Annotated in this window: 9 protein-coding genes and 1 pseudogene; 8 read left to right on the plus strand and 2 right to left on the minus strand. The window is 56.7% G+C overall.

Annotated features, from left to right (window positions below):
* Positions 1-32: 32 nt before the first annotated feature.
* The 5 genes from C8N36_RS04295 to argF all read left to right on the plus strand — a co-directional run bounded on the left by C8N36_RS04295 (position 33) and on the right by argF (position 5,100).
* Positions 33-1,286 carry an MFS transporter gene (locus tag C8N36_RS04295; RefSeq protein WP_245910719.1) on the plus strand — a complete coding sequence of 418 codons (1,254 nt, stop codon included), beginning with the start codon at positions 33-35 and terminating at the stop codon, positions 1,284-1,286.
* A 72-nt stretch (positions 1,287-1,358) separates the two neighbouring features.
* Positions 1,359-1,790: a hypothetical protein gene (locus C8N36_RS04300; RefSeq protein ID WP_097803374.1), complete on the plus strand. Its 432-nt coding sequence runs from the start codon at positions 1,359-1,361 to the stop codon at positions 1,788-1,790.
* Between the two features lie 51 nt (positions 1,791-1,841).
* Positions 1,842-2,624: a tRNA pseudouridine(38-40) synthase TruA gene (gene truA / locus C8N36_RS04305; protein WP_097803375.1), complete on the plus strand. Its 783-nt coding sequence runs from the start codon at positions 1,842-1,844 to the stop codon at positions 2,622-2,624.
* Between the two features lie 289 nt (positions 2,625-2,913).
* Positions 2,914-4,095 (plus strand): aspartate aminotransferase family protein, encoded by a 1,182-nt coding sequence (locus C8N36_RS04310; RefSeq protein ID WP_097803376.1) that lies wholly within the window; start codon positions 2,914-2,916, stop codon positions 4,093-4,095.
* Between the two features lie 78 nt (positions 4,096-4,173).
* Positions 4,174-5,100: an ornithine carbamoyltransferase gene (gene argF, locus C8N36_RS04315; RefSeq protein WP_097803377.1), complete on the plus strand. Its 927-nt coding sequence runs from the start codon at positions 4,174-4,176 to the stop codon at positions 5,098-5,100.
* Positions 5,101-5,164: 64 nt separating this feature from the next.
* On the opposite strand, the gene hrpB is transcribed toward argF, so the two are convergent.
* The gene (hrpB, locus tag C8N36_RS04320; RefSeq protein ID WP_097803422.1) at positions 5,165-7,627 is read right to left on the minus strand and encodes an ATP-dependent helicase HrpB; all 2,463 of its coding nucleotides are present in this window, start codon (positions 7,625-7,627) and stop codon (positions 5,165-5,167) included.
* Positions 7,628-7,726: 99 nt separating this feature from the next.
* Here hrpB and meaB point away from each other — a divergent pair, with 99 nt between their 5' ends.
* From meaB to C8N36_RS04335, 3 genes are all read left to right on the plus strand, one after another.
* Entirely contained in the window at positions 7,727-8,710 is a 984-nt protein-coding gene (gene meaB / locus C8N36_RS04325) for a methylmalonyl Co-A mutase-associated GTPase MeaB (protein ID WP_097803378.1), read from the plus strand.
* 190 nt (positions 8,711-8,900) lie between these two features.
* Positions 8,901-9,200 carry a 50S ribosomal protein L28 gene (gene rpmB, locus C8N36_RS04330; protein WP_097803379.1) on the plus strand — a complete coding sequence of 100 codons (300 nt, stop codon included), beginning with the start codon at positions 8,901-8,903 and terminating at the stop codon, positions 9,198-9,200.
* A gap of 143 nt (positions 9,201-9,343) precedes the next feature.
* Positions 9,344-10,231: an NAD(P)-dependent oxidoreductase gene (locus tag C8N36_RS04335; RefSeq protein WP_097803380.1), complete on the plus strand. Its 888-nt coding sequence runs from the start codon at positions 9,344-9,346 to the stop codon at positions 10,229-10,231.
* A gap of 1,461 nt (positions 10,232-11,692) precedes the next feature.
* Here the strand turns inward: C8N36_RS04335 and C8N36_RS04340 are convergent.
* Positions 11,693-12,101 (minus strand): annotated as a pseudogene (locus C8N36_RS04340) (IS3 family transposase); the annotation flags it as partial.

Below are 12,101 nucleotides of genomic sequence, written 5' to 3' on the forward strand. Positions count from 1 at the left end.
GCAAACGCAAGTCGCAAAGGCTTGACCCTACGATGGCATTGGTCAGACATGTGCCTATGTCTTTGTTTTCCAGAAACCCCGGTTATGCCCGTTTGCTCAGCGCATCTGCTGTGACCAATCTTGGGGATGGTGTCTCTGCCTTGGCGTTTCCTTGGTTGGCGACTTTGATCACCCGCGATCCTTTGTTGATCGCGCTTGTCGGGGCGGCAGTGCGCTTGCCTTGGCTTTTGTTTTCGATCCCCGCAGGGGTGATCACAGATCGCGGCGACCGCAAGCAGTTGATTTTACGAAGTGATTGGCTGCGGTTTGGTCTGACGCTGGGGGTTATCGCGCTGATTCTGTCGGTTGCGGATTTTCCGCCGGCCAATGGCGGTCTGTATATTGCAGCTTTGGCGGGTTTGGCATTTATGCTCGGCAGCGCAGAAGTGCTGCGGGACAATGCGGCGCAAACGCTGTTGCCCTCTATTGTTCAGCCCGATGACCTTGAGGCCGCCAATGGCAGGCTTTGGACCGTCGAAAATGTCATGGGGCATTTTATTGGCCCGCCCTTGGCCGGAGTGTTGATCGCGCTGGCCTTGCCGTTGCCGTTTGTTTTGGACGCAGCCAGTTTTGCCATTGCGGCTGTATTGGTTGGCGGACTTGCCATTCAGACCCGCGAAGCACGCGTCCAGCGCAGCCCGGTTTCCGAGGCGCGCGAAGCATGGACATGGATGCGCGCCCATCCTGTTGTTTTGCAGCTGGCGCTGATGTTGGGGTTGCTCAACGGGTTATCTATCATGGGCATGACGCTTGTTGTGCTGGTCAGTCAGGAGATACTGGGGCTGGATGCAGCGGCCCATGGTTTGCTTTTGACGGCTGCGGCCTGCGGGGGCGTTACCGGCGGAGTGTTGGGGCCGAAAGTGATCAAGCGGCTGGGGCAGGGGCGCAGCCTTTGGTTGGCGCTGGTGATGTTTCCGCTGCCGATGTTTGCGATTGCACTGACGTCTTCGCCCTTTGTTGTGGCAGGTGCTTTGTTCGTCGAAAGCGTGGCGGCGCTGCTATGGAATATTGTGACTGTGTCCTACCGTCAGCGGATGATCCCGGACGATCTGCTTGGCCGTGTGAACAGCGTTTACCGCTTTTTCGGTTGGGGCGGTATTCCGATTGGGGCTGTCTTGGGCGGAGCGGTTGTCGCGTTCTTCGAACCCTCTTTGGGCCGTGAGCTGGCCTTGCGGCTTCCGTATTGGGGCGCGGGTTTTGGAATGGCGGGGCTTGCCATTTACGGATTGCGCCGTCTGCGGATCTAACGTTCCGGAATGCCCGACTAGGGTTTGCTGCCGCCGTCTGACATAGTGACGTTTTGAGTGAGGAAATTGCCAATGTTTCGAAGCGTTGGACTTTTCAGAATTATCATCGTGGCAATTGCACTTGGCTGGGCCGGATATAAAATCGGTCCAGAAATCTGGCCCGACCGGCGTTTTACCACATTGGGCGAAGATATCTTGGTGGGCTCAAAGGCGGAAGCCGCGCACAAGCTGGTCGCGCGATATCGGTTTAAACTGGCTGAATTTGATGGGGTCCAGTGGCTACAAGGCGGACAACCAATCAAACAGGCCAGCGCTCATTTTCCCAAAAACCTGGCTTCAGTACAAGCCTGCGAGGAGGAGGCATGCCGTTATTTTATGGCCACCAAGATCCAAGCCCCCTTTGTCGCGGCAGGATTGATAAAACACGCCTACCGGTTCTATTGGGCCGAAGCCGATGGGGAAATTGCCAAGCTGATTGTCACGCATGACCTATGGCGGATGTAAGGGGCGACTGGCGTCTTGCCCCAAAGCGCGGGGCGGGGTATTGGCCGCTTTATGCCCAGATATGCTTTGCTCATAGAATATGATGGTCGCCCGTTTGTAGGGTGGCAACGTCAAGTGGATCAGATTTCGGTCCAAGGTGCGATTGAGGATGCTTTGTCACGCCTTGAGCCGCGCGAACATAAAATCATTGCGGCGGGACGCACGGACGCCGGGGTGCATGCCCGCGGACAGGTGGCCCATTGTGACATGGAAAAAGACTGGAACCCGTTCCGGCTGTCCGAAGCAGTAAACTTTCATTTGAAACCGGCCCCCGTGGCGATCCGCGCTTGTGCTTTGGTTGCGGATGATTGGCACGCCCGTTTTTCAGCGATCGAGCGGCGCTACATGTTTCGGCTGATGACCCGGCGCGCGCCTGAAACTCTAGAGAGAGGTCAGGTGTGGCGTGTCAGCAGCGTGTTGGATATCGATAAAATGCGCGAAGGTGCAGCGCATTTGATTGGAAAGCATGATTTTACAACCTTTCGCAGTGTGAACTGTCAGGCGCAGTCCCCCGTCAAAACCATGACAGAAATTACGATTGAACCAGCAGTAGGTCTTGGCGGCCCCGAGGTGCATTTCCGTCTGCGGGCGCAGAGCTTTTTGCACAACCAAGTGCGCAGCATCGTTGGGTCATTGGAACAAGTGGGATCTGGCACCTGGGAGCCGCTGCGGATGAAGCGAGCGCTGGAAGCGCGTTCGCGTGCGGCCTGCGGCACGGTCTGTCCTGGGGCAGGGCTGTACCTGATGGGCGTTGGGTATCACGACGATCCCTTTGCGCATCTCGCAGAGCGGTAACGAATTTTCGTCGAAAATTCGACTCGCGCGAACCGAAACCGTGTGCCTGAACTTGAACGCTGTCTTTTTGCTTGTGAATTTCCCTATATCCACCTAAGAGCGTCCCCATGACCAAACTGGCACATCTCCGACGAGCATAAGCTCACTTTGCCCACGCGTGCCTTCAAAGGCGCGCCTTGCCTCTTTGCGTCACATCCCAACTATCTCAACTTGACAGGCTCTTGCTGCCTTGCCACCAATCGGCTTCCCGCTTGTGTGGCCATCAGAGCCTCAAACGAAGGACAAAGCCATGATCTCTTCCGTCTTGCCGACCTATAACCGTGCTCCGTTACAATTCACCAAAGGTGAGGGCAGCTGGCTGACCACGGCGGATGGTCGCCGCATGCTCGATTTGGGATCTGGCATCGCCGTGAATGTTTTGGGCCATGCGCATCCCGCACTGGTGGATGCACTGACAAGTCAGGCCCAAAATCTGTGGCATGTGTCGAACCTATACGACATCCCCCAACAACAAGCCTTGGCTGACAAACTGGTCGAAAACAGCTTTGCCGACACCGTATTTTTCACCAACTCTGGCACAGAAGCCTGCGAATTGGCTGTAAAAATGGCACGCAAATATTGGCATGACAAAGGTGCTCCAGAGAAAACCGATATCATCACCTTCGAAGGGGCCTTCCATGGCCGGTCGTCCGCCGCTATCGCCGCGGTAAATACACCAAAAATGGTCGAAGGGTTTGGCCCGTTGCTGCCCGGATTTGTCCAGGTGCCTTGGGCCAACACTGATGCGCTCAAAGCGGCGATCACTGAAAACACGGGCGCGATACTGATCGAACCTGTGCAGGGTGAGGGCGGTATCCGGGCAGTCCCGGATCATTGCCTCAAAGCGCTGCGCGAGTTTTGCGACGAAAACAAGATTCTGTTGATCCTGGATGAGGTGCAATGCGGCGTTGGCCGGACGGGTAAGCTGTTCGCCCATGAGTGGGCGGGGATCACGCCTGATATTATGATGGTCGCCAAAGGTATCGGCGGCGGCTTCCCTTTGGGGGCAGTCTTGGCCACCCAAAAGGCTGCCTCGGGTATGGTTGTTGGCACCCACGGGTCTACCTACGGCGGAAATCCTTTGGGCTGCGCTGTTGGCAAAGCCGTTCTGGACATTGTTGCAGAACCGGAATTTCTGGCCGGCGTGAATGCCCGCGCAGGGCTGCTGCGCCAAAAACTAGAAGGGTTGGTCGCCGCGCATCCAAACATCTTCGAAGAAGTGCGCGGCTCTGGCCTCATGGTGGGGCTGCGCTGCAAAATCCCCGCAGGCGATGTGGTTCAAGCCGGGTATGACAACGATGTCATCACCGTGCCGGCGGCCGACAATGTCGCGCGCTTACTGCCCGCACTGAACATCACCGCAGCGGAAATAGACGAGGCCCTAACCCGCCTTGATGCTGCTGCAACCACTCTCGAAGAAAGCGCCGTCTAAGGCTTCTTTTGTCCTGAAATATCCCGGGGGTCCGGGGGCCGGCCCCCGGTACCACCTCGTAAAAAAAAGAACATCGCAATGAACCATTTTCTGGATATCCACAAAACTGACAAAGCTGCACTGCGGTCGATCATCGACAATGCAATGGCCATGAAACAAGCACGTCTGGGTCGCCCCAAGGCAATGCTTGACGACGAAAAACCGCTAGATGGCCGCATGGTTGCGCTGATTTTTGAAAAACCGTCAACTCGGACGCGCGTGTCCTTTGACGTTGGTGTGCGGCAATTGGGTGGGCAAACCATGGTGTTGTCAGGCAATGACATGCAACTGGGCCACGGTGAAACCATTGCTGATACGGCCCGTGTTCTCAGCCGCTATGTCGATATGATTATGATCCGGACCTTCGACGAAAGCGTGCTCGAAGAAATGGCAGAATTTGCCACGGTCCCAGTCATAAACGGCCTGACAGATCGCACGCACCCCTGCCAAATCATGGCTGACATTCAGACCTTCGAAGAGCACCGCGGCCCGATCAAGGGCAAAAAGGTGGTTTGGTGCGGCGATGGCAACAACGTCTGCGCCTCCTTCTTGCATGCTGCGGGGCAGTTCGGCTTCGATCTGACATTTACCGGCCCTGTTCAGCTGGACCCTGAGATGGAATTTGTCGGCTTGGCCCGCAACCAAGGATCTTCGATCGTGATTGAGCGTGACCCGTTCAAGGCTGTTGAAGGCGCTGATCTGATTCTGGCGGACACGTGGGTATCGATGCATGACGCGCAATCGGCCCGCGAACGGCGTCACAACATGCTGCGACCCTTTCAGGTGAACCAAAAGTTGATGGATGCAGCCAAGCCGGATGCGCTGTTTATGCATTGCCTGCCAGCCCACCGCGAAGAAGAAGTCACATCAGAGGTGATGGATGGTCCGAACTCCGTGATCTGGGACGAAGCCGAAAATCGCCTTCACGCGCAAAAGGCTGTCATGCGTTGGTGCTTGGGCGTTTGATTTAAAGTGAGTGCAGCAAAACCATTGGTAGGGCTGCGCTCGCCTTTCTCTCAATCCCGGATGATCACCGTCCTCGCGGTTTGGCACGCAGGGTCGGGTCTGCTTGTGTCGGATCTTCAGGCCAAGGGTGTCTGGGGTATTTTGCACGCATGTCTTTGCGTACATCAGCGTATGAGCCAGCCCAAAAACCGGGCAAATCCATCGTGGTTTGTACAGCTCGCCGGGCAGGCGACAACAGCGTGACTCGCAGGGGCGTTTTACCAACCATAGGATGGGTGGTCTGGCCAAACAGTTCTTGTAGCCGTAACTGAATTTCCGGGTGTTCCCCCGCATAATCGATCGGGATTTTGTTGCCCAAAGGTGTCTGGAACTGCCCCGGAATTGCAGCGTCCAAGGCTTGTGTTTGCCCCCAGTCCAGCTGGGCACGCAAGGCAGGCAGCAGATCAAACCGTTTCCACTGCTCTGCGGTTTTTACACCTGACAGATAGGGCAATAGCCAATCTTCAATACCCTCGGCTAGCGCGTCCGGGGACATGTCGGGTAAATCCAACCCACCATGCCGGCCAAGCGCGACACGGGCACAAAACCGTTTGGCTGCATCGCTTAGGCTGATGCCCAGATCGCGCACGCCGTCCAGCATTGCCCGTGCAATATCCTCATCAGGGGCGTCTTTCCAAATCCGGTCGTCAAGGGCGATGGCCCCCATTTTTTCTTGCTGGCGGGCGACAACGCGGCGGTCTCGTTTGCTCCATGAACAATTGTCATGCCATTGAATTTGCTCGGCAAACAGCCCCCGAACCTCAGCCAGTGAAATGGCAACGGCTTGGCGAATGCGGGCCTCGCGGGGGTTGCCATCGGTGTCGGTCACGACGATCAACCGTTGACTTGCCAATGCATCGCCATCATCCAGAACGGCACCCTTGCCCCCCGACAATTGAAACCGTGCGGCATCCCCTTTTCGCCGTATACCTATGCGATCAGGATAGGCCAGCGCCGCCATTTCTGCCCAAGACAAATTCTGTTGATTAAAGGAATGTTGAGAGCTTTTGCTGACAATCTGCCTCAGCCGTTTGGTCTCTTGTTTGATCCTCTCTAGGCTGGGCCGATGGACGCCATAAGGGCGCGCATCAGTGAAGCGCCGCAGGTCGGTCAGGGCCTCAATCCGAAGGGTTAGATCTGTGGGTGCCCCTGTGAGGGGATCGCGATCAGACAAGAGTGCAGCCAAACTTGCGGCATTCGGGCCGGATGTGACCAACATATGTGCTAGTCTGGGGTGGAGCGGTAAACGGGCCAAAGCGCGACCATGGGCCGTGATCAGCCCGCAGTTGTCCAATGCCCCGAGCATCTGCAAAAGGGCGCAGGCTTCGGCATAGGCACCTTCAGGCGGGGGCGTCAGAAACGGCAATTGGTCGGGGGCCGCGCCCCACACCGCCAGTTCCAGCGCGAGATCGGCAAGGTCGGCCGCTTCGATTTCTGCGGGTGGGTAGGGGCTTAGCGCGCCTTCTTCTCCCTTGGTCCAAAGCTTGTAAGCACAGCCCGGCGCGACACGTCCGGCCCGTCCTGCGCGCTGCGTTGCCTCGGCGCGGGTGACCCGCTCGGTGACCAGCCGTGACATGCCAGCACCGGGATCAAATCGGGCGCGGCGGGCCTTGCCGCCATCCACGACCACCCGAATGTCTTCGATCGTAAGCGAGGTTTCCGCAATCGATGTCGCCAGAACCAGTTTGCGCCCTTCGGTTTCGGGCCGGATGGCCGCGCGCTGCGCACCCAGTTCCATCGCGCCAAAGAGCGGTCGCAAATTGACATCGGCGGGCAGCCGTCTTTTCAACTGTGCCTCGACGCGGCGAATTTCACCTTCGCCGGGAAGAAATGCCAAAATCCCACCTGTGGTGTCCGCCACTGCTGTCATAATGAGGTCCGCCATCGCGTCATCAAAGCGGGCCCGTTTTGTCAAAGGGGCGGGCAACCATCGGCTCTCGACCGGAAAGGACCGCCCTTCCGATGTAACAATCGGGGCTTCCATCAACGCAGCCACTGGTCCTGCGTCCAAGGTTGCCGACATCGCCAACAAGATCAGATCTTCGCGCAGCGCTGCGGCGATTTCGAGGCTCAGTGCCAGCCCGAGGTCCGCATTTAAGCTGCGTTCGTGAAATTCGTCAAAGATCACAGCGCCGACGCCGGTTAGTTCGGGGTCGGATTGGATCATTCTGGTCAAAATACCTTCGGTGACGACTTCGATCTTGGTGGACTTTGACACCTTGCTGTCGCCGCGCATGCGGTAGCCCACGGTTTCGCCGGGTTTTTCGCCGTAATGTTCGGCCAGCCGCGCCGCCGCTGCCCGCGCGGCCAAACGGCGCGGTTCCAGCATTATTATCCGGCCTTTGGTGAGGCCAGCTTCGTGCATTGCCAGCGGAACGCGGGTGGTTTTGCCTGCACCGGGTGGGGCTTGCAAAACAGCGCGGCCCGTGCGGCGCAGGGCGTCAATCAGATCAGGAAGGGCGTCATCAATGGGCAATGCGGTTTTCATGCGCCCCTTATCCCCAAGCGCTGCGCCCGCGTCCATGGGTCTCTGGACAAAGGCGGTCTTTGGCGGGCAAAACGGGCGCAAATTAAGTGAGGGCGCGCAATGCTAGACATCCAAGACATGGCCAAACAGGTGTTGGCGGGCAATCGCCGGGCTTTGGCGCGGGCAATAACATTGGTTGAAAGCGGACGCGCAGACCACAGAGAACAGGCGCTTGAGCTGCTAGAGACCCTGCGCGGCCATGGAAGGACTGCCTTGCGGGTGGGCCTGTCCGGCACACCGGGGGTTGGAAAATCCACTTTCATTGAGGCTTTCGGCCTAATGTTAACCGCGCAAGGTCTGCGCGTCGCAGTCTTGGCAGTTGATCCCAGCTCGGCGCGTTCTGGCGGGTCGATCTTGGGTGATAAAACGCGGATGGAACGGTTGAGCCGTGACAAAATGGCGTTCATCCGGCCCTCGCCGTCGCAAACTCAGTTGGGCGGGGTGGCGCGCCGCACACGCGAGGCGATTGATCTGTGCGAAGCGGCGGGCTTTGACGTGATATTGATCGAAACCGTTGGGGTTGGGCAATCCGAAACCATGGTCTCTGAAATGTCCGACCTGTTTTTGCTGTTGCTGGCACCGGCTGGCGGGGACGAGCTGCAGGGCGTTAAGCGGGGTATCATGGAAATGGCCGATATCTTGCTGGTTAACAAAGCGGATGGCGATCTGAAGTTGACCGCGATGCGGACCTGCGCGGATTATTCCGGCGCGCTGCGGTTGCTGCGCAAACGCCCCCAAGACCCTCAAGACTTTCCGAAGGCTCTGACCGTCTCAGCGGTCGAGCAAAACGGGTTGGATACGGCATGGGCCGAGATGACGACATTGAACAATTGGCGCCGTGAGAACGGGCATTTTAAGGCACGTCGTGCCGCGCAGGCCCGCCACTGGTTCGAGGCCGAAGTCCGTGAGCGTTTATTGGCCCGTTTGGCGGTTGATCCTGTGCGCAGTGTGATGAAGGATTTGGGCTCAAAGGTGGAAAACGGGGCGTTAACCCCCTCGGCGGCGGCCGAAGCGCTGCTTTGTGAACATCTTTCCTTGGATTAACCCGCCATACCCTTGACGCGGGGCAGGGGTGAGTCTATGCCACCCCGACCAGATTCCGGGTGCCACTCGGGCTTATGTATTTGGGAATCACTTAGGGTTTCGCCCGGTGGCCTTGATACTTCGCTCCGAACGGTGCCCTTTGACATTGGCAAGGCCGCATCCTTGCCCTGATTACGATGAGGATGAACCCATGTCGCGTGTTTGCGAATTGACCGCCAAGGGCCCGATGTCGGGCAACAACGTTAGCCACGCTAACAACAGGACTCGCCGCCGTTTCCTGCCCAACCTGAATGACGTGACTTTGCAGTCCGAAACATTGGGTCGCGGCATCAAACTGCGCATTTCCGCGCACGCGCTGCGTTCTGTCGACCACCGTGGCGGTTTGGACAAGTTCCTTGCCAAAGCCAAGGACGTTGAACTGTCTGACCGCGCCCTGAAGGTCAAAAAAGAAATCACTAAGGCTCAGGTTGCTGCTGCAGCGACTGCTTGATCCAGGCTGCCCTAACGGGCTCATGATTTTGAACCCCTGCTGAGGCAACTCGGCGGGGGTTTTTCCTTTTGCGCTGTCGGCTTTTGTAGGGTCTTGTGTGCAGGACGGCGAAATTCGCCATTGCACACCTGCGGGGGAGAAACATGACAGAGACAGTTGGATTTATCGGTGTCGGCCTAATGGGCCACGGCATGGCCAAGAACATCTTGAAACAAGGCTATGCGCTGACGATTATGGGGCACCGCAATCGCACGCCTGTTGATAATCTTGTATCGCTTGGCGCGGTAGAGGCCACGTCATTGGCACAGGTCGCGTCAAACAGCAGCATTGTGTTTCTGTGCCTGCCCGGATCGCCGCAGGTCGAAGCCGTTGTGGCGGAACTGATGGCCACTTTGAACAAAGGTGCAATCATCGTGGATTGTTCCACCTCTGATCCGGTGTCGACATTGCGGCTGGGTGAACAGCTGGCAGGGCAGGGGCTGCATCTGGTCGATGCGCCGCTTGGGGGAACTCCTGTTCAGGCCGAAGAGGGGCAGCTGTCGGCGCTGGTTGGGGCTTCGCAAGAGGTGTTTGACCGCTTGAAGCCGGTCATCGACGCTTGGGCTGGCACGGTGGTTCATATTGGTGGACCGGGCGATGGCCACAAGATGAAGCTGCTCAATAACTTTTTGTCGCTGGGGTACGCTGCGATGTATTCCGAGGCACTGGCCTTGGGCGAAAAGGTCGGCATTTCGGCGCAAACTTTTGACAATGCAATTCGCGGCAGCCGGATGGATTGCGGATTTTATCAGACGTTTATGGCCTATTCGCTTGAGGGAAACCGCGAGTCGCACAAATTTACACTGACCAATGCGCTCAAGGACATGCGCTATCTTGAAAGCATGGCGGATGCAGCGGGCTTGGCCAATCCGATCGGCAACGCGGCCAAGAACAGCTTTGCCATGGCGGTGTCGACCGGGGGAGATGGTGACCAAGACTACATTCCGCATCTGGTCGATTTTGTTGCCCGTCAGAATGGTATCAAACGCTGAGATAAGAAAAGCCGCCCTGTGCGCCGACGGAGTCTTGAGTGAAGAACTGGGCAGGCCCTATTGGTAGCGGTCTGCCTTTGTTTTCGGGTGTGCGTTCGTAGCACCTTCCTGCTTCTGGGATCACCGGTTTGCGGATTGATGGGCAGGGCCCGACCTAAGGCGCGCACAGTGTATGGCTGCGCCTTGGGGGCTTGCTTAACCGGCCAAAATTAGGGTCAGTGCATTCAGCGGGAGTCGGGAAAACCAACTTTGGGAAAACGGTGGTAGCGTGGGGCATCGATCACATTAATTATCAATGGCTTAGGGTGACTTTAGCAACAGTCGACAGGTGCTTCGAGATCCGAGTGGATTAACTCGAAAATTATTTATTAAAATGAAGGGTTTAACAAAACGTATCATGCATTCAGATCAATCTCGGTAAATTAAATTCGATATGGTTAAAGGAGGCTCCGAAGCCGGAGGCTTTCGAGGGGTCGCCAAGGGGAATCACCAACGGCATAAGATCTGTCTCCTTACTGGTATGAGTTTTCACGGTGGGAGGTGCTATGTAGCCAATGCATGTGCTTTCCATGCCTGTTTTTTCACCATAGCAATTGACGCAACAAAGGACCCTGAGCAGCGTTCAACCAAACCTTCATCTAGCGCTTTGCTGAAAACGTGGCGGGTACCCTTAAGTAACAAAACGTCCGCACAATTTAAGCAATGCGGGTGGGGCGCATAATCCGTCGGGCTCATATTGTACTTCGTCGAGACGGAGCCCCTTTGTTGCGCTTGCGGCAACCATGAAACACCCAGGTCGTTGGACCAAGCTGAGTTGGGCCTGCTTGACATTGGCTGACGGCGGCAACGAGTATCTATATCGTCCACTTGGGAAGGTGCTGGCCGGTTGCTTTTGTCACTTCCAATGAGCTGAGTGCCGTTTCGGTTCTGGTCCAGGTTCCGGGCTTTCTTCCTCGTCGCCTGCGAGATAGGTAAGGAACTATAATAGTATGTTGTTTTTTTAGGCTTTGGGCACATGCTTCCAGAAAAATGCTCGGTCGTGCGCCACGTTGGGCTCGTGGTTGCTGATTTCATCTGCTGGGTCTACGAATTTCAGGGGCAGTTGTCCGAGTTCTACCCTTATGCTTTTTCCGGCCTCCAGCGAGCGAACAGGATTGGCTAGGTGTTCATCTTCGTCACGTTCCGGTGCTTTTAAGAATGCGCATGCTGCGATCAAATTGGATGCGTTTTTTGAATTTTTGGAAACTTCGACCTAGCGATTTCTCTATGAGAGGCTTGGTGATCGAAATTCAGTTTCCTTTGACCAGAGTTCTCGCTCGTGGCGGTTCTGGACGTCCATCGTTTATCGTCCGATGTGCCAGTTCTATCATGTTTGCTCCTACTGCTTTCCTCCTATCCAACACGTTATCTGTGCGAGCGAGTGTGGACCTGTCCCGCTTTTGTGGCGCTCCTAGTGCTCGTTCAGGCCGCTTTCCTTTCGAAAGCGACAGGGCTTTTCCAGCCCGGTGCTGAGCGGCGGCGACGTGGGTTATAGAAGCCGTTGATGTATTCGAAGATTGCCATTTCAGCTTTGCGCCTTGTCTCCCGAGGATGCCGCCATGTCAGTTCAGCCTTGATGGTTTTGAAGAACGTCTCGACGGCGGCATTGTCGTAACAATTGCCTTTGCCGCTCATGGACACCTTGAAGCCATTCTGGCGCAGGATTTTCTGGTGGTCGTGGGATCAATATTGCGACCCGCGATCTGTGTGATGAATGCAGCCTTTGGGCGGTTGTCGGAACGCGATGGCCATCCTCAAAGCCCTGATCGCAAGGTCGCGTTTCATCCGATTGCTGACAGCCCAGCCAATGACGCGCCGTGAATGCAGGTCC

Source organism: Pelagimonas varians, from assembly GCF_003208435.1.
Lineage (GTDB): Bacteria > Pseudomonadota > Alphaproteobacteria > Rhodobacterales > Rhodobacteraceae > Pelagimonas > Pelagimonas varians.

Excerpts from the sequence above, each read along its gene's own strand:
- C8N36_RS04295 (WP_245910719.1), top strand. The coding sequence starts at position 33 with ATGGCATTGGTCAGACATGTGCCTATGTCTTTGTTTTCCAGAAACCCC.
- C8N36_RS04300 (WP_097803374.1), top strand. The coding sequence starts at position 1,359 with ATGTTTCGAAGCGTTGGACTTTTCAGAATTATCATCGTGGCAATTGCA.
- truA (WP_097803375.1), top strand. The coding sequence starts at position 1,842 with ATGCCCAGATATGCTTTGCTCATAGAATATGATGGTCGCCCGTTTGTA.
- C8N36_RS04310 (WP_097803376.1), top strand. The coding sequence starts at position 2,914 with ATGATCTCTTCCGTCTTGCCGACCTATAACCGTGCTCCGTTACAATTC.
- argF (WP_097803377.1), top strand. The coding sequence starts at position 4,174 with ATGAACCATTTTCTGGATATCCACAAAACTGACAAAGCTGCACTGCGG.
- hrpB (WP_097803422.1), bottom strand. The coding sequence starts at position 7,627 with ATGAAAACCGCATTGCCCATTGATGACGCCCTTCCTGATCTGATTGAC.
- meaB (WP_097803378.1), top strand. The coding sequence starts at position 7,727 with ATGCTAGACATCCAAGACATGGCCAAACAGGTGTTGGCGGGCAATCGC.
- rpmB (WP_097803379.1), top strand. The coding sequence starts at position 8,901 with ATGTCGCGTGTTTGCGAATTGACCGCCAAGGGCCCGATGTCGGGCAAC.
- C8N36_RS04335 (WP_097803380.1), top strand. The coding sequence starts at position 9,344 with ATGACAGAGACAGTTGGATTTATCGGTGTCGGCCTAATGGGCCACGGC.